We start from the raw sequence: 15,788 nt of genomic DNA, 5'->3' as shown, positions 1-15,788 counted from the left end.
CCGCGGTGATCATGCTCGCGATGCGGTGCTTCAGACCAGCAAGTGCCGCCGCATAATCAAGGCGTCCACCCGGCCGGTACCCTGTTGGGCGTCCCCCGGATAGTAGCCGGCGCGGGTGTGGATATGCTCAAAACCGTGGCGCGCGTACAGCTGCTGGGCCCGTGGGTTGTCCGCCCGCACCTCGAGCAGCAGGTCAGTCGCCCGGCGCCGCGCGGCCTCGGCCACCATCCACAGCAGCATCGCCGTACCCAGACCCCGCCCCTCGGCCTCAGGAGCCACGGCGATGGTCTGCACATCGGCCAGCGGCGGCACGCACATCAACCCGCAATACCCGACCACGGCATCGGCGCCCTCCCCCGCGTCCGCCTCACCTTTTGGGCCGGTGGTCACGCGGTAGTCGCGCGTGCCGCCGTCTGACTCCGGGACGGCCTGGGCGAGTTCCTCCTCGAAGAAGGACAGCGGCCAGGCATCGAGCGGGAACAGCCGGTTCTCCAGGGCATGTACGGCCGGCAGGTCGGCCCAGTCCAGGGGTCGCAGCGAATAGCCGAGAGGCAGCACGGGGTCAGCGGCGGTCGAGGAGGTGGCATCGAACTCGTCCATCGGCTCGGCGGGAGTAGGCATGCGGGCCATTCTACGAATGACGCACCATGAGGAACCACCGCACTCTACGCTCACCTTGATCCGGCGCTAGGGTGACGGGGTGAGCAGCAACAGGGCACGATCAACATGAGTTCAGTTAGCGCCACCCACGGGGGGCAGCGGGCTCCCCGCTGGGCTGATCGATGGCTCGAGACCGCCCGCCGGCCGGCCTTCCTCTCCGCCGTCACTCAAACCGTCAAGTGCGTGATCGCGGCGACGGTGGCCTGGTGGTTCTCCATCACCATCCTGGAGACACAGATGCCGTTCCTCGCGCCCTGGACGGCTCTGTTGACGGTCCACGCGACGGTGTACCGATCCCTGACTCACGGGGTGCAGACGTCCATTGCCTCTGCCCTCGGCGTCGGATTGTCGTTCATCATCGGCAACTTCCTCGGGGTCAGCGTCTGGACCTATGCGCTGGCCCTGTTGGTGGGGATGGTGGCAGCCCGCATCCATTGGATTCGCGACGAAGGAATAGCCATCGCCACCACCGCGATATTCCTTCTCAGCAGCGGCTTCGAGGATCAGGAACCCCTCTTGGGGGATCGCATGATCGAGGTCGGCGTTGGCGTTGCCGCGGGCATCGCCGTCAACCTTCTCATCATTCCGCCGCTCCGGGACCGGCAGGCGGCCCGCTACGTCGATTCCGTCAACCGTCGCATGGGCAGCGTTCTGGAGGAGATGGCGGACGAGTTCTCGCAGTCCTGGGACACGGACCGGGCCGAGGCGTGGATGTCCCAGACCGAGTCCATGGAAGACGACACGCGGACCGCATGGGAGTTCGTGCGCTTCGCCCGTGAGAGCCGGCGCGCCAATCCCCGCATGTATCTCCGCCGGCACGGCGTCAGGCTCCGCACGCCGCTGACCGGGAACGGGAAGCAGGACGACTACGTCGAGATCCTCGCGCGCCTGGACGAGGGCGTCTCCCACCTCCGGCATCTGGCGAGGACTCTGCATGAGGCCACCTACGCCGAGGGCCAGTGGGATGACCGCTTCCGCGATCAGTGGTCATTGATCCTGCGCGACTGTGGACGTTCGATCGCCGACCCCGATGCTGAGGTGGAGCCGGTCAACGACCGGCTGACGAACCTTTCCGAGTCCATGTCCCAGGACCACGACCTCCCGCAGTCGGCCTGGCCGGTGTACGGTTCGCTGATCACCAGCCTGAGGCACCTCGCCGTCATCGTCGATGACGTGGCCTCCGCCCGCGAGGTTCGTGAAGCCAAAGACGACTCGTGAACACTGACCGGATCCTCGCCGCTCGGCCTCGCTCTGAGGCAACGGCGTCTTGCTCTCCAGACCTTGCGTGGCATAAAAATCGTCCATGGGTACCCGCATGTTCGTGGCCGTCTACCCGCCCGAGGACGTCCGCGAGGAGCTGGCCGAGTTCCTCTCCGTCCGCCCGGGCCTGATGTGGACCGGCCCGGAGCACATGCACCTGACGCTCGCGTTCTTCGGTTCCGTGCCGGACCGTTCCATCGAGCCACTCGAGGAGAACCTGGACGACGCCGTCCGGAGCGTCGAGTCCTTCCCCTGCGGCCTGCACGGGGCCGGGGCGTTCCCCCATCCGGACAGTGCCGCGGTGGTGTGGCTGGGCGTCGAGGACGGTGCGGAGGACCTGACCCGGCTGGCACGGAAGGCGCGTGGGGCGGGCAACCGGGCCGGCGTCGTGCCCGATGGCAAGGCCTTTCATCCGCACCTGACGCTGGCGCGCCCTGGCCGCACGAATGCCACGCGCTGGATCCGCGTGCTGGAAACGTTCAGCTCCCGGATCTGGACCGTGGATGAGGTGCACCTGGTCGAGTCGACGCTCCAGGGACATGGCCACCGGCCGCGGCACCGGATCGTGAAGACGGTGCCCTTGTCCCCTTGACGTGGCGCGCGGGCCGTTCACAGCCGGGCGATGACCTCGTCCAGCATCTGCTCCGTCAAGCGCCCGGTAAAGGTGTTCTGCTGGGAGACGTGGTAAGAGCCGATCACGCGCACCGTCCTCGAACTGCCGGCATCGGCACCACTGCCCGGCACCGTGAACACCGTCTGCGCTCCGTGGCCGAACGTCGCCCGTGGACGCGGCAGAGCCCAGCCCACGCGTGCCGCTGCGGCATGCAGGGACTGCCAGCCGATACCGCCCAGCACCAGGATCGACTCCACGGTGGTGGCCAACTGGAGTTCGCGGTCCAGCCACGGTCCGCACGCGGCCCGCTCGGCCGGCGTCGGCTTGTTGTCCGGCGGGGCGCAGTGCACCGGGGCCACCATGCGGACGCCCCTGAGGCGCTGCCCGTCCCCGGCGGACACCGACGTCGGCCGGGCGGCGTAGCCGGCCCGGTACAGGGCCGCGTGGATCCAGTCCCCCGAGCGGTCACCGGTGAACATCCGGCCGGTGCGGTTCCCGCCGTGCGCGGCCGGGGCCAACCCCACCACGAGGACACGTGGCTGCTCATCTCCCAGCGACGGCACGGGACGGCCCCAATAGGGCTCGCCGAGAAAGGCCTTGCGTTTGCCCGCCGCCACCGATTCCCGCCAGTCCACCAGCCGCGGGCAGGCACGGCACACGGAGACCCGGGCGTCGACGTCGGTCAGGGACTGAGCGGTGCCCGCCAGCCTCCGGACCTGTGCGGCCGAGGTGGCGGACGGCGTCGTGGGCCCGGCAGGGTCCTCTGGCCAGCCAGTGCCGGACGGCACGGGCGAGGAGAACGGCTGGCCCGTCAGCGGGTGCGGCAGCAGGACCGGGAGTTCGGGTTCGTCGGCGAAATCCACTCCTCCATCATGGGCGCAGTCACCTCGGAAGACCACAGAACGGCCAAGAACCACTACGGAGATGAAACCAAAACTTCATTAATCTGGTGAAATATTCAAAATCCCTTGCACACCTGACCTCATACAGAGTTACTGTGGTCACACCCCTAACGAAATACTGAAAGGTTCAATATGGAACCCTCATCACTCAAGCGCCTGGGCACTCGCTCTCTCGCCGTCACTTCCAGCGCCGCAATGGTCATCGGGCTCTCAGCCGCCGGTGCGGCTGCGGCCACGCCCCAGGCCAGCCCGGACACCGACGCTCCAGACCTGGTCTCGGTTGAGATCAGTGAATCCGATTTCAACCTGGACAACGGCGACGCCGTGGTCACCGTGACAGCGACCATCACGGATGAGACCGGAGTGGACATCACGGACGAAGACGGTGACACCGCAGAACCGGTCATCGTCGCCAAGAGCACGGGAACGACTCAGAGCCATGGCCTCGGAAGCATGGAACTGGTTTCCGGAACCGCCCAGGAGGGCGAGTTCCAGAAGACCATCACCATTCCCTCCGGCGCGGCGGCCGGCGACTGGGAGATCACCCTGGTGTCCCTGGGAGACTCCCTGGGCAACCAGGTCGTCCCGGCCGAGCTGGAGAACGCCGGGGTCCTCGCCTCCGTCACCACGCGGTACAACCAGGTGATCGCGCTGACGGCTCCTGAGTTCACGGATGAGAACGGCACGGAGAACGACGCGTTCGTCATCCCGGAGGTCGACGGCGTGGTTTTCGCTGTGAACGGCGAGGACACGGAGGCCGGAACCTACACGGAAGAGGCCACAGGGACGGTCGTCATCACCGCGACCGCCCAGGACGACTTTGAGTTCGCCGAGGACGCCACCACCGAGTGGACCCACGAGTTCCTCGAGACCGACCTGGCCACCCCGGCGGCCGTGACCTTCACGGACCCTTCGGGCACCGAGGATGACGTCTACACCGTCCCCGCGGCCGAGAACGTGACCTACGTCGTGAACGGCGAAGAGTTCGAGGCCGGCGAGCATGAGGCGTCGGGCACGGTGACCGTCGAGGCCCGCGCCGACGATGGCTACCACTTCGCCGAGGACGCCACCTCCGAGTGGACCTATGAGTTCAATGCGGGTGATTCCTTCGTCGTCACCGCCACCCCCACCGTGACCGGCGAGGCCATGGTCACCGAGACCCTGACCGTTGACGCCGGCGACTGGGGCCCCGAGGGCGTCGAGCTGGCCTATCAGTGGAACGCCGACGGTGAAGTGATCGAAGATGCCACCGACTCCACCCTGGCCTTGACCGCTGATCACCTGGGCCAGGCCATCACCGTCACCGTGACCGGTTCCCTGGACGGCTACGAGTCCGACTCTGTGACCAGCGAGGCCACCGAGGCGGTGGCCGCTGCCGACCTGGCACCGGTCACCCCGGCCGTCACCGGTGAGGCCACGGTGGGCGAGGCCCTGACTGCCGAGTCCGGCGACTGGGGACCTGAGGGCGTCGAGCTGAGCTACCAGTGGAGTGCCGACGGCGAAGCCATCGAAGGGGCCACCGAGGCCACCTTCACCCCGACCGAGGACCAGGTCGGCCAGCGGATCACCGTCACCGTGACCGGGACCTTGGCCGGCTACAACACCACCAGCCGGATCAGCGCCCCGACGGCGGCCGTCGCCGAGGCCGAGCCGATCTCCTTCTCGGACGTCTCCGAGGGCCAGTGGTTCTACGCTCCCGTGACCTGGCTCGTGGAGAACGAGATCACCACCGGCTACACCGACGGCACGTTCAAGCCCTACAACGCCGTCACCCGCGGCGAGGCCGTGACGTTCCTCTTCCGCTACGCCGATGAGGAATTCACCGCCCCGGACAGCATCGACCTGACCGATGTTCCCCCCACGCACAACTTCTACGAGGAGATCGCCTGGGCCACCGAGAACGGCGTGGTCACCGGCTACGCCGACAAGACCTTCCGAGCCGGCCAGAACATGACCCGCGGCCAGGTCGCGGCCATCCTGTTCCGTCAGGCCGTTCAGGAAGGCGAGTACACCGCCCCGGAGACCTCCGAGTTCACCGACGTGGACCCGGAGACCACCAACGAGTACGAGGCGATCAGCTGGCTGCATGAGCAGCAGATCGCGTTCGGCAATGCTGACGGATCCTTCGGAACCCACGACAACATCAGCCGGGCCGAAATCGCCGCCTTCCTCGAGCGCTACAACACCGCGCTGAACAACTGACACCTCCAGGACAGTACCGGCCAGCTGGTCGGAGTTGATCCAGCACCACCTGAGGGCCCGCTCGCGTGACCACCCGTCACGCGGGCGGGCCCTCGTCGCAGGTCGAAACGAAAACCACCACGTCGCACGAATTACCCCCAAATCGCCCGGTGCGGGCCACATCGTGCGACCCAGATCCTGGGGCCGGCGGCATGGCGGACTTAGAGTGGGCAGTGCACGGCACGTGGAATCCGCTGCACCGCGCACCAGCACGGACAGGTCGGTCACAAACCCCCGAGAACCAGGAGTACCTGCATGAGCACAGAGACCCAGCCCGACACCGGTCCCTCAGTGACTGACGGTGCAGAGGTGAAGGGCCCCTGGTCTGACGGTCTGGGCCGTGTGGGTGCCCGTGCCGGGCAGACGCTGCTGATCGCCGCCGTGGCGGTCGGGGTGATCGTGGTGCTGCTGCGCGTGAGCGTGGTGGTGCTCGCCGTGCTGGTGGCCCTCATCCTGGCCTCGGCCGTCTCACCCCTGGTGCGCTGGTTGGTCGGCAAGGGATGGTCGCACCTGCTGGCCACCCTGATGTCCTTCTTGGTCATCCTGCTGCTGGTGGGCGGGGTGGTCACCGGCGTGGTGTTCGCCATCCGCAATGAATGGGACTCTTTGGTCTCTTCGGCAGTGGAGGGGTGGCAGCAGCTTCAGGACTTCGTGACGTCCGGTCCGCTACCCATCGATACCTCGCTGATCGATGACGCCACGCAACAGATCAATGACTTCCTTGCCAGCGGTGACTACGCCAGCGGCCTGGCCAGCGGCACCCTCACCGGGATCTCTGCCGCCACCAACTTCCTCACCGGACTCGTACTGATGATCGTGGTGCTGTTCTTCCTCCTCAAGGACGGCTGGAAGATCGTCAACTTCGGCCTTCGCTGGTTCCAGGGTGAGACCCGGGCCAAGCTCGCCGAGTCCGTGGACCGCTCCTCCGAGGTACTGGGCGGCTATGTCCGTGGCACGGCCACCGTGGCGGCTGTAGACGCCGTCCTCATCGGCATCGGCCTGTTCGTCATCGGTATTCCGCTGGCGTTGCCCCTGGCGGTAATCGTGTTCATCGGCGGGTTCATCCCGATTGTCGGCGCCACCGTCGCCGGTGTCCTCGCCGCACTCGTGGCGCTGGTGACCACCGGCCCGCTCGAGGCGCTGATCGTGATCGCCATCGTGATCGTCGTCAACCAAGTTGAGGGGAACTTCCTCCAGCCCGTCGTAATGGGGCGCACGCTCAGCCTGCACGCCTTGATCGTGCTGCTCGCCTTGACGATCGGCACCATCGTCGGCGGCATCTTCGGCGCCATCCTGGCCGTGCCCTACACCGCTGTGGCCTGGACCCTGATCCAGGTCTGGTCGAACCGCTACCAGGCAGGCGACGACCCCGTTCTCGGTCAAGATCCCCTGGACGCGAAGGACCGCGCAGATGCCAAGGCCACCACGGCCCAACGGCTGCGCTATTGGCGCATCAGCCGCCAGCGCCCGTCCAGCGAGAAACTCGGAGCTGCGCAGAAGGTGGAGCCGGGCTCGCAGGAGGCGACAGGCGTCTCGGACGCCTCAGGTCCAGCAGACGCGTCCGGTCCCGACGGCTCGTCCGGCTCGTCCGCTTCCCGGGAGTCCTGACCTAGCCTACCGTTCGCCGGTGCCGGCCTTCTTCCGTGGGCCCGGTACCTTCGCATCGGATGCGCGCAGGTACAGCGGCTGCACCGGCAGGATTCCCCGGCCGCGGCGCAGAGCGAGCTCGCCGACCAGGCCGAGCGAGCCGGCGTCGGGCACGATGGTGGAGAACTCCGCGACCGCGGCGAGGGCATCCGGGTACATCCCGGCCCCGGCGCCATAGGCCGGCAGCGGAGTGACCTCGGCCGGGGCTGTGACGAAGGGACCGTGGAGGCGCTGGAACTGCCCGCCCACGGAGGCGTAGTGGGCCCAGTAGACCTCACGGCGGCGGGCGTCGGTGGCAACCACGAACTCCTCGACGCCCGCCCGGAAGGCCTCCTCAGCCGCGGGCAGCGCGATCGCGTCCAGGCTCATCACCCCGTGCACCTGCAACCCCCAGGCAAAGGCGAGGGAGCGTGCGGTCACCAGCCCGGCACGCAGCCCGGTGAACGGTCCGGGCCCGACGCCGGCCACCACCGCACGCAGATCGCCCGGCTCCACGTTCGCCTCATCGAGAACCCGGCGAACCGCCGGCGTGAGCACCTCGGCATGCGTGTTGGTCTCGGTGGAGGCATAGCTCGCGAAGACCTCGCCGTCACGGACGACGGCCACGCTGGCGGTGGCAGAGGCGTCGAGGGCGAGGAGGGGGCGGGATGAGTGGTCGGGCATGGGGTCCAGTTTACGGATGGCTACCGGTCATGCCGTCGGCCACTGGTGGCCCCTATTCAGGACTCTCCAGGCCGTACAAACCCGTCACCCGCGGCGAGGTCGTCACCTTCCTCGACCGCTACAGCTCCGTGCTCACCCAGTAGCACCACACAGCGGTCACCAACGGCAACACATCGAAGGCCTCCCCACGACCACCAGTCGCGGGGAGGCCCTCCGTGTACCAGCCCCGCCTACTGCGGTCCGCGCAGCCGGTCGATGTGCTCGGACGCCTCGGCCTTCGTCAGGTCGGCCGGCAACTCCTCGCCCGCTTGCCGGGCCAGCGTGTCCAGGTAGGACTTCTGCGCCTCGGTCATCGGGTCGTCGCCGCTGACCCAGTCCTCGGGGTCCTTCTCCAAAGCGGGGTCATCGGCCTCACTGGTGGCGCCGATCGTCTCGCCCTCCACCGGCCTCTGCTTCTGCTGGCGGCCGAGAGCCTGTTCTTCCTCTTCCGGCTCCGGGAACTGCGCGGGAGTGGTCGTCATGGCGTGCTCCTTCCCTCGGGGTCAGCGGCCGCGGATCCCGGCCACCGTGGTGCACATGCTAACGCGCCGTCATCGGCAGCATCTTGTTCTTCAGTGAGTCAGCCCAGACGGCAGGCACGTGGTGCTTCCTGGCCAGGTCCATCTTCTTCGCGCTGAAACCGACGATCCGCCTGAGCCGTGAGTTGCACTTGGCCTCCCTGCGTCGAGTCGACCGGCTGGCCGAGAAGGGGCACTCGAGGCTCCGAGGGACCTCTTCTCCGGCCCTCAGCGCTCACGGTGACCCTCCTCCGCCTCCGGCCCCACTCCGAGCCCTGTTCCCGCCAGCCGCCGGATCCCGTCCAGGACTGCGGCGTGCACCCGACGGTCGCCCAGGGGCAGGAAGTGTCCACGCGTGCCCAACTGCACGTTGTCCGCGCCGTCCAGGTGGCTGCCGCCGGGGATGTGCGGGTCGAACCGGCCGTAGATGGAGACGATGTCCCGGTCCACGTGGCTGCTGGCACTCAGGTCGGCCAGCTCCGGGGAATTCGGCAGGAACACCCGCAGGGCCGGCAAGGGCAGCAGCCGGGCCAGCGGGGAGCCGGTGAACGGCGTGTTGACCGCCACCAGGCCTCGGATCGCTCCACCCTCATTGTGGTGCGCCAGCAGCAGCTTGCCGATCAGCCCGCCCTTGCTGTGGGCCACCAGCACGCAGCGGCCCACCCGCTCCCGGCGGAGATAGCGGTCCACCAACTCGGCCATCTCCTCGATGGTTCCCCCGTTGTACCGCAGGTCCGTCACGGCGTGCACGTCATAGCCGTTCTCCCGCAGGGCATCGGCCACCGGCAGCATAAACGTCCAGCTCTCGTAGATGCCGGGGATGAGCACCACCGCCGGCCGCTCGGTCCAGGACCGGCGATAAACCTGCGGGTCGTACCGGTGCACCACCCCGGCGGCCTGCCGGCGGAGCGCGTAGACGTAGTCACGGATCCAGGCGGCGAGGTTCACGCCGATCTCAGCGATGTTCATCGGCGCACCGCCTCCAGGAAGGGGGCGCAGGCCGCGGCGAGATCATGCGGCCGGTTGTATTGCACGGCGTGAGGGCCGTCGGGGATCTCGACCAGGCGGGCGTCGGGCGCCAGCCGCATCAGGTCCATGGCCCAGCCGTGGGGCGCGATGGGATCCCGGTCTCCCCGGACCACGAGCCCCGGAACGTCGCAGCGGGTGATCGTCTCCTCGACCCGGTCGGCGAGCATGTGCCGTGCGGTGCGCAGGTACCGCAATGGACCCATCCGCAGGTAATTCCGGAAGACCACAGCGTTGTTCGCCGCCGGCTCGCAGACCGTGTCCCGCAGCAGCCGCCAGGCCAGGGCCGGCCGGCTGTGCGCCGCCGGGTCCACGGTGGGGCCGATCAGCACGTATCCGGCACACAGCCCCGGGTTCCGAGCGACCGTGTCCACCACGATCTGACAGCCCATGGAGTGGCCCACGACGACGGCCCCGTCCAAGCCCAGCGCCCGGATCACCTGGGCGAGAACTTCGCCCAACTCCGGTACGGTCAGCGCCCGCGGCGGAGTGGGCGTGGTGCCATAACCCGGCAGGTCCAGGGCGTAGACGTCGTGGTCGGTGGCCAGCGCGTGTGCGAAGGGCAGGAAGTACTCCCCCGACATCCCGATGCCGTGCACCAGCACCACGGGCGGGCGTTCCGTCCCAGCCGTCTCACCGACCTCTGGACTTTCGCTCTTCTCGCCCTGCGGCGATCCGAACGTGCCGCGCACGTCCACCGTGTGCCCGCCGGCGTGCAGGCGCCGCCGCCCCAGCCCACGGTCGCGACGGAATGCTGAGTCCCTACCGATCGGAATCTCGCTGGAACTTCGGGACAGTTGACGGTGACTCATAGTCGGCGTCGCTGTCGTCGTCAGGATCGATATCCACCTCGCCGCTACCATCGGATCCCAGATCGGCGTTCTCGTCGTCCGGGTTCACCTCGGGTTGTCCCTGTTCGTCGAGTGGCGTGCTCATGCGCGTCTCCTTCTTCAGTCCTCCGTCGCGGATGCGAAAACCATGTCAGATCGGCGGCCGACGTGCCAGCGTGGCCCGCCACCTGAACCGTCCAACGACTGGGCGGTCGGGTGAACTTCGGAGGCCAGCACGGCCCGCCTTCCCCCGCTGACCCGACCGCCCTTACGCTGGCCTGGACAGCGAATGACCACAACGGACGCCCCAGCCGGTCACGGCCCCTACGGACAAGCGGCGCCCGAGAGAGGTGCACCTCATGGTCCAGTCCCCATCCCCCGACCTTCCGGAGCAGCAGGCGGAGCAACCCGCGCAGCCGCCGCTCTCGATGGAGGCCCACATCCCAGCCGCGCACGTGACGCTCGAGGGCCACTTCGTCCTACCGCAGGTCAACGCCCCCGTGGTGGTCTTCGCCCATGGCAGCGGCAGCGGCCGGAACAGCGAGCGCAATCGGTACGTGGCGTCTGCCCTGCACGAGGCGGGGCTGGGTACGTTGTTGCTGGACCTGCTCACCCCCGAGGAGGAGACCGACCGGGGAAACGCCTTCGACCTGCCCCGGCTCGCGCAACGCCTCACGGCGGCCGAGGCGTGGGTGCACCGGCAGCCGCAGAGCCTGTCCTCACCGGTGGGGTTCTTCGGCGCCAGTACCGGGGCCGGTGCCGCGCTGTGGGCCGCTGCAGAACCGGGGGCCCGGGTCGGTGCCGTGGTCTCTCGAGGTGGCCGGCCGGACCTGGCCGAACGACGGTTGGGCACGGTGGAGGCTCCCACTCTGCTGATCGTCGGCAGTGAGGATCAGGAGGTACTCGAGTTCAACCGCCAGGCCCAGTCCGAGCTGCAGTGTGAGAACGCCCTGGAGATCGTCGACGGCGCCGCGCACCTATTCGAGGAACCCGGAGCCCTGGAGCAGGTTGCCCGCCTGGCGTCGGAGTGGTTCGCCCGGCACCTTCCCTCGGCGCCCGCCATCGACCCACTGGATGCCGGGACGACGGCCACGGACCCGCAAGCCGGACCTTGATCTGGGCCGAAGCCCGCTAGTACGCCAACGGCTGCTTCATCCGATCGAGCGTGCCTGCTGTGCCTACCGCGTCTGCTGCGCCCGCTGTGCCTACCGCGTCTGCTGTGCCCGCTGTTCCTGCTGAGCTTCCCACGCCTGCCGCGCGCTCCAGGCCGAGGCCACCATGTCCTGCACGGAATGCCGCATGGTCCAGCCCAGGTCCCGCGCGGCCAGTGTCCCGTCGGCCACGATCCGCGCCGGGTCGCCCGGCCGGCGGGCCTGCACCTCGGGCTCGAAGTCAATCCCGGTCACTGACGCCATCGCGTCCATGATCTCCCGGACGGAGGTGCCCGCGCCGGAACCCAGGTTGTAGACGGGTTCCACGGTCTCCCCCGACTCCACGCGCCGCGCCGCCGCCACATGGGCCTCGGCCAGGTCGGCCACGTGGATGTAGTCACGCACGCAGGTGCCGTCCGGCGTCGGGTAATCCGCGCCGTTGATGCGCGGCGTCCTCCCCGCCACCAGCGCGTCGAACACGAGCGGGAACAGATTGTGCGGGCTGGTGTCACTGATCCGGTCCGTGCCCGAGCCGACCACATTGAAGTAGCGCAGCGACGTGTGCCGCAGCCCGGCCGCCCGGGCCTGGTCAGCCAGCAGCCACTCCCCGATCAGCTTGGTCTGTCCGTAGGGTGACTCCGGCACGGTCGCACTGGCTTCGGTCACCAGCTCACTGTCCGGCGTACCGAACGTCGCGGCGGAGGAGGAGAACACCATGTTCGCCACGCCGGCGCCCTCCATCGCCTCCAGCAGGGCCACCATCCCCGTGACGTTGTCCCGGTAGGTGCGCAGCGGTTTCCGCACCGATTCCCCCGCGTACTTGTACCCGGCAATATGTACGACGCCGGCCACCGGGTGCTCGGCGAACGCACCGTCCAGCGCGGCCCGATCATTCAGGTCGGCCTGGATGAACGGGATATCCTCCGGCACGAACCCGCGGTGTCCGCTGGAGAGATTGTCCACCACCACGGTGTCCGTGCCGACAGCCCGAAAGGCCTCCACCACGTGCGCGCCGATATAGCCGGCCCCGCCGGTCACCATCCAAGTCATGTCACCAGCCTACGGAACGCGTCTATCCGCTCCGACCATTGTTGCAACTTGTTCGCAATTGCATTTAGAGTGCTGGTCATGAACACATCACTACCGCCCTACCGCACCCATGCCGATTCCGGGGTGGCGCCCGCAGCGCCCGCTCCTCGCGGCCGTCATTCCCGCCGCTTCCTCTCGGTCGGCGCCTTCGCCGCCGTGACCCTTGCCCTCTCTGCCTGCGGTGCAGGTGCCGGCAGTGGCGGATCCACGCAGACTGCCGACGGCTCGGCCGCTACTGAATCCGCAGAGACCGAGTCCGTCAGCGCGGCCCAGCTCGCGTCCCGCGCTGAGGTCGCCTCCGTGACGCCACGCGTGGTCATGAGTTACGACGGTGGCTTGGTCTCCCTGGACGGTGAGACCGGTGAGGTGGTGCACGAGGAAGAGCTGGACGGCTTTCTCCGACTCAACAATGCCGGCGACGGCCAGCACGTGATGGTCACCAAGGGCAACACCTTCGAGGTCTACAACGCCGGTATCGATGCCCAGGGCCACGGGGACCACTTCCACTACTACGAGTCTGATCCCGGCCTGAGCGGCATCACGTTCGAGGCACCGCACGCCGGTCACGTGGTGGTGCACAACGGGCTGACCACCCTCTTCGCCGATGGGGACGGCTCCATCCAGACCTTCACGTCCGAGCATCTCAAGGACGGGCAGCCCCGTACTGAGACGACCTCGACGGACGACCCCCATCACGGTGTGGCCCTGCAGCTGGTCGACGGCACTCTGCTGACCACGCAGGGCACCGAAGAGGCGCGGAACACCGTGCAGGTGAAGAACTCCGGGGACAACGGCGAGGTCCTGGCGGAGACCACCGACTGCACGGGTGTCCACGGTGAGGCGGCAGCCGCCCCGAACGAGAACGGCGACGTGGTGGTGCTGGGGTGCGAGGACGGCCCGGTCGTCTACCGTGACGGCGAGTTCCACAAGATCGCGGCCGAGAACGAGTACCAGCGCACCGGCAACCTGGCCGGGTCCGACGACTCCTCGGTGATGCTCGGTGACCTGAAGACCGATGCCGAGGCGGAGTTCGAGCGGCCCACGCAGGTCGCACTGATCGACACCCTGACCGACTCACTGCAGACCGTGGAACTGGGTTCCTCCTACTGGTTCCGCTCCCTGGCCCGCGGCCCGGAGGGCGAGGCACTGGTACTGACCTATGACGGCGAGCTCAACGTGATCGACGAGGAGACCGGAGAGATCACCGCCGAGATCCCGGCCATCGAGGCCTGGGAGGAGAACGAGGAGTGGCAGGAGCCCGGTCCCATCGTGAAGGTCGCCGACTCCACGGCCTACATCACGGATGCCGCCAACCAGAAGCTGGTGATCATCGACCTGGAGGCAGGAGAGGTCGTCAACGAGGTGGACCTTGAGGTCACCCCAGTGGAGATGGCCGTGGTCACCGGATACCCAGAGGCCCCTGAGCACCAGGCAGGCCCCACCGCCGGCAGCGACGACGAAGCCACCGAGGAAGATGGTCACGAGGGCCACGACCATGCCGAGGAAGGTCACGAAGGCCACGACCACTGACCACTGACCACCACTAGAACCACTTTGCGGGCAGAGATAAGTACTGATCTCTGCCCGCAAAGTGGACAGCAAGACCGAGTGCACCAAAAAAACACGGATGCGAGGTAGGTCTGGTCAGCGGGTGGCGGGCATCTCCGGCGGCGGCAATTGGTGGGTCCCGGTCTGGGCGACACCGAGCACCTCTCCCCTGGCTCCGGCGGCACCGCCGCCGTGGGACAGTACCCACAGGGTCTCCCAGACGGCCCGAGCCGCGACGGGCGCGATGCGCAGGAGGAGGCGACCGGCGTCGTTCGAGGCCTCCACATCCGCACCGAACACGTAGTTGCCATTGCCCTGGGTGCTGATGAAGGCCAGGTTCACGCCGAGGGCGGAGGATGTGCACTCCCACACGAACCACGGCTCGGCCCACACCTCGGCCAGTTCGGCGGGCGAGCCGTCCGGCGCGGGGTACAGGGGGTCGGACACGCGGGCGGTGAACTCGTCCTCGTCCACCAGCAACTCGCCGGCCAGCAGCCCCGGCCCCGTGCGCACACCGGCCCACGTGCAGACCTGGGAGGCCAGGGAGTCCCGCTCGGCGAGCGCCACGGCATACCGGGAACCGTTCTGGCTCACGACGCCGGCCATCACGTCCGCGCCCGGCGCACCGGACACGGTGGAGACCCTGGCACCGGCGAGCCAGGACTGCATCAGGGTGCGCTCGACCCCGCACTGCCCGCGCAGGGCCAGGACGTCCTCGGCGGTGGCAACGGGACCCATGAAGTCCTCCCCGGCGGTGTCCAGCACACCGTCCAGTGTGAGGAATCCCTCGCGGACCAGGCGACCGATGGCGCTGCGGTTGCGCAGGGTCGCGAAGCGGCCGAGCGAGCCGAGGTGGTGGATGGACTGCAGGACTTCGAGGTCGTCACTGCGCAGCAGGCCCGGGTCCTCCGGGCTGGTGGTCTGCCGGCGGCCCTCCCCGTTGACGTGGCGCTGCAGGGCTTCGACGCTCACGATCAGTTGCCCGGACCGGCCCTGCCGGTCAGTGGCGGACATCAGGCCACGGCCCGGAGCGGGGCGCTTTCTGCTGAGACCTCGTCCGGTGTGAACCAGGCGCTGGCGATAACCGCGTCGAAGACGGCGGTGAAGTGCTCGTAGTCGCTGATTAGGCAGCTGGCGCTGATCTCCAGGGTGGCCCGGCCTTCGGCGAGGGCCTGCTGGACCAGCCAGCGGCGGGTGAAGATGTTGTTGCGGCCAGTCCAGCGGGTCAGGTCCATCCGGCGCGCTGGATAGCCGCCGACGGTGCAGGTGACGTCCTCGACCACGTAGAGGCGGTCCACGCCGCACAGCCCGGCTGGTTCGCCAGCGTAGGTGGTGGCCATGATGCTCGGGGCCAGTTCCGGTTCGCGTGCGGTCGGGGCAGCGTTTGGGCCGGGTGCCCCCGCCCAGTTCTCGGCGGACCCCGTCACCGGCGCTGCGGCCACGAGGTGGAAACCGTCCACGGGGTACCTGACCCAGTCCTCCGGCAGGTCCATGGTCAGTGTCCGCATGTACTCTCCTCCCGTTCCCCTCCAAGGCCTGAGCAGTGGCAACGGAGGGTGAATTCCTTGTGAACCACGCTAGGGGCCAAACGGCCGGGCCGC

The 15,788-nt window shown here is 68.2% G+C and carries 16 protein-coding genes and 1 pseudogene; 7 read left to right on the top strand and 10 right to left on the bottom strand.

Features of this window, described 5'->3' with window-relative positions:
* Positions 1 to 30: 30 nt before the first annotated feature.
* Positions 31 to 600 (bottom strand): GNAT family N-acetyltransferase, encoded by a 570-nt coding sequence (locus ABD134_RS13325; RefSeq protein ID WP_344230912.1) that lies wholly within the window; start codon positions 598 to 600, stop codon positions 31 to 33.
* Between the two features lie 126 nt (positions 601 to 726).
* On the opposite strand from ABD134_RS13325, the gene ABD134_RS13320 reads away from it, so the two are divergent.
* On the top strand, positions 727 to 1,878 hold the full coding sequence (locus ABD134_RS13320) for an FUSC family protein (protein ID WP_344230189.1): 1,152 nt from the start codon (positions 727 to 729) through the stop codon (positions 1,876 to 1,878).
* Between the two features lie 85 nt (positions 1,879 to 1,963).
* A complete protein-coding gene (gene thpR / locus ABD134_RS13315) occupies positions 1,964 to 2,512 on the top strand; it encodes an RNA 2',3'-cyclic phosphodiesterase (protein ID WP_344230187.1) in 549 nt (182 codons plus the stop codon).
* 17 nt (positions 2,513 to 2,529) lie between these two features.
* Here thpR and ABD134_RS13310 read toward each other — a convergent pair whose 3' ends face one another.
* Entirely contained in the window at positions 2,530 to 3,396 is an 867-nt protein-coding gene (locus ABD134_RS13310; RefSeq protein ID WP_344230185.1) for a uracil-DNA glycosylase, read from the bottom strand.
* Positions 3,397 to 3,567: 171 nt separating this feature from the next.
* On the opposite strand from ABD134_RS13310, the gene ABD134_RS13305 reads away from it, so the two are divergent.
* Together ABD134_RS13305 and ABD134_RS13300 are read left to right on the top strand one after the other, a co-directional pair.
* On the top strand, positions 3,568 to 5,637 hold the full coding sequence (locus ABD134_RS13305; RefSeq protein ID WP_344230183.1) for an S-layer homology domain-containing protein: 2,070 nt from the start codon (positions 3,568 to 3,570) through the stop codon (positions 5,635 to 5,637).
* Positions 5,638 to 5,931: 294 nt separating this feature from the next.
* Positions 5,932 to 7,284, top strand: a complete 1,353-nt coding sequence (locus ABD134_RS13300) for an AI-2E family transporter (protein ID WP_344230181.1) — start codon at positions 5,932 to 5,934, stop codon at positions 7,282 to 7,284.
* A 6-nt stretch (positions 7,285 to 7,290) separates the two neighbouring features.
* On the opposite strand, the gene tsaB is transcribed toward ABD134_RS13300, so the two are convergent.
* Together tsaB and ABD134_RS13290 are read right to left on the bottom strand one after the other, a co-directional pair.
* Positions 7,291 to 7,986 (bottom strand): tRNA (adenosine(37)-N6)-threonylcarbamoyltransferase complex dimerization subunit type 1 TsaB, encoded by a 696-nt coding sequence (gene tsaB, locus ABD134_RS13295; protein ID WP_344230179.1) that lies wholly within the window; start codon positions 7,984 to 7,986, stop codon positions 7,291 to 7,293.
* Between the two features lie 230 nt (positions 7,987 to 8,216).
* Positions 8,217 to 8,507, bottom strand: coding sequence for a DUF3072 domain-containing protein (locus ABD134_RS13290; protein WP_344230177.1), 291 nt, complete (start codon positions 8,505 to 8,507; stop codon positions 8,217 to 8,219).
* Positions 8,508 to 8,578: 71 nt separating this feature from the next.
* Here ABD134_RS13290 and ABD134_RS13285 point away from each other — a divergent pair.
* Positions 8,579 to 8,677, top strand: a pseudogene (locus tag ABD134_RS13285) (YrhK family protein); the annotation flags it as partial.
* 94 nt (positions 8,678 to 8,771) lie between these two features.
* Here ABD134_RS13285 and ABD134_RS13280 read toward each other — a convergent pair.
* From ABD134_RS13280 to ABD134_RS13270, 3 genes are all read right to left on the bottom strand, one after another.
* Positions 8,772 to 9,512: an esterase/lipase family protein gene (locus ABD134_RS13280; RefSeq protein WP_344230175.1), complete on the bottom strand. Its 741-nt coding sequence runs from the start codon at positions 9,510 to 9,512 to the stop codon at positions 8,772 to 8,774.
* Complete coding sequence (locus ABD134_RS13275) at positions 9,509 to 10,261, bottom strand: alpha/beta fold hydrolase (protein ID WP_344230173.1); 753 nt, start codon at positions 10,259 to 10,261, stop codon at positions 9,509 to 9,511. Before ABD134_RS13275 ends, ABD134_RS13280 begins: the two co-directional genes overlap by 4 nt.
* Positions 10,262 to 10,331: 70 nt before the next feature.
* Positions 10,332 to 10,505 carry a hypothetical protein gene (locus ABD134_RS13270; protein WP_344230171.1) on the bottom strand — a complete coding sequence of 58 codons (174 nt, stop codon included), beginning with the start codon at positions 10,503 to 10,505 and terminating at the stop codon, positions 10,332 to 10,334.
* Between the two features lie 253 nt (positions 10,506 to 10,758).
* Here ABD134_RS13270 and ABD134_RS13265 point away from each other — a divergent pair, with 253 nt between their 5' ends.
* Positions 10,759 to 11,514 (top strand): dienelactone hydrolase family protein, encoded by a 756-nt coding sequence (locus tag ABD134_RS13265; protein WP_344230169.1) that lies wholly within the window; start codon positions 10,759 to 10,761, stop codon positions 11,512 to 11,514.
* A gap of 90 nt (positions 11,515 to 11,604) precedes the next feature.
* Here the strand turns inward: ABD134_RS13265 and galE are convergent, their stop codons facing one another.
* On the bottom strand, positions 11,605 to 12,600 hold the full coding sequence (gene galE / locus ABD134_RS13260; protein ID WP_344230167.1) for a UDP-glucose 4-epimerase GalE: 996 nt from the start codon (positions 12,598 to 12,600) through the stop codon (positions 11,605 to 11,607).
* A gap of 78 nt (positions 12,601 to 12,678) precedes the next feature.
* On the opposite strand from galE, the gene ABD134_RS13255 reads away from it, so the two are divergent.
* A complete protein-coding gene (locus ABD134_RS13255) occupies positions 12,679 to 14,169 on the top strand; it encodes a hypothetical protein (protein WP_344230165.1) in 1,491 nt (496 codons plus the stop codon).
* 114 nt (positions 14,170 to 14,283) lie between these two features.
* Here the strand turns inward: ABD134_RS13255 and ABD134_RS13250 are convergent, their stop codons facing one another.
* Both ABD134_RS13250 and ABD134_RS13245 read right to left on the bottom strand, forming a co-directional pair.
* Positions 14,284 to 15,201: a hypothetical protein gene (locus ABD134_RS13250; protein ID WP_344230163.1), complete on the bottom strand. Its 918-nt coding sequence runs from the start codon at positions 15,199 to 15,201 to the stop codon at positions 14,284 to 14,286.
* Complete coding sequence (locus ABD134_RS13245; protein WP_344230161.1) at positions 15,201 to 15,695, bottom strand: hypothetical protein; 495 nt, start codon at positions 15,693 to 15,695, stop codon at positions 15,201 to 15,203. Before ABD134_RS13245 ends, ABD134_RS13250 begins: the two co-directional genes overlap by 1 nt.
* Positions 15,696 to 15,788: the final 93 nt, after the last annotated feature.

This window comes from Citricoccus alkalitolerans, assembly GCF_039528175.1.
Taxonomy (GTDB): domain Bacteria; phylum Actinomycetota; class Actinomycetes; order Actinomycetales; family Micrococcaceae; genus Citricoccus; species Citricoccus alkalitolerans.
This window is presented reverse-complemented; position numbering and strand designations above follow the sequence as displayed.

Excerpts from the sequence above, each read along its gene's own strand:
- ABD134_RS13305 (WP_344230183.1), top strand. The coding sequence starts at position 3,568 with ATGGAACCCTCATCACTCAAGCGCCTGGGCACTCGCTCTCTCGCCGTC.
- tsaB (WP_344230179.1), bottom strand. The coding sequence starts at position 7,986 with ATGCCCGACCACTCATCCCGCCCCCTCCTCGCCCTCGACGCCTCTGCC.
- ABD134_RS13290 (WP_344230177.1), bottom strand. The coding sequence starts at position 8,507 with ATGACGACCACTCCCGCGCAGTTCCCGGAGCCGGAAGAGGAAGAACAG.
- ABD134_RS13280 (WP_344230175.1), bottom strand. The coding sequence starts at position 9,512 with ATGAACATCGCTGAGATCGGCGTGAACCTCGCCGCCTGGATCCGTGAC.
- thpR (WP_344230187.1), top strand. The coding sequence starts at position 1,964 with ATGGGTACCCGCATGTTCGTGGCCGTCTACCCGCCCGAGGACGTCCGC.
- ABD134_RS13325 (WP_344230912.1), bottom strand. The coding sequence starts at position 600 with ATGGACGAGTTCGATGCCACCTCCTCGACCGCCGCTGACCCCGTGCTG.
- ABD134_RS13320 (WP_344230189.1), top strand. The coding sequence starts at position 727 with ATGAGTTCAGTTAGCGCCACCCACGGGGGGCAGCGGGCTCCCCGCTGG.
- ABD134_RS13250 (WP_344230163.1), bottom strand. The coding sequence starts at position 15,201 with ATGTCCGCCACTGACCGGCAGGGCCGGTCCGGGCAACTGATCGTGAGC.
- ABD134_RS13300 (WP_344230181.1), top strand. The coding sequence starts at position 5,932 with ATGAGCACAGAGACCCAGCCCGACACCGGTCCCTCAGTGACTGACGGT.
- ABD134_RS13245 (WP_344230161.1), bottom strand. The coding sequence starts at position 15,695 with ATGCGGACACTGACCATGGACCTGCCGGAGGACTGGGTCAGGTACCCC.
- ABD134_RS13265 (WP_344230169.1), top strand. The coding sequence starts at position 10,759 with ATGGTCCAGTCCCCATCCCCCGACCTTCCGGAGCAGCAGGCGGAGCAA.
- ABD134_RS13270 (WP_344230171.1), bottom strand. The coding sequence starts at position 10,505 with ATGAGCACGCCACTCGACGAACAGGGACAACCCGAGGTGAACCCGGAC.
- ABD134_RS13255 (WP_344230165.1), top strand. The coding sequence starts at position 12,679 with ATGAACACATCACTACCGCCCTACCGCACCCATGCCGATTCCGGGGTG.
- galE (WP_344230167.1), bottom strand. The coding sequence starts at position 12,600 with ATGACTTGGATGGTGACCGGCGGGGCCGGCTATATCGGCGCGCACGTG.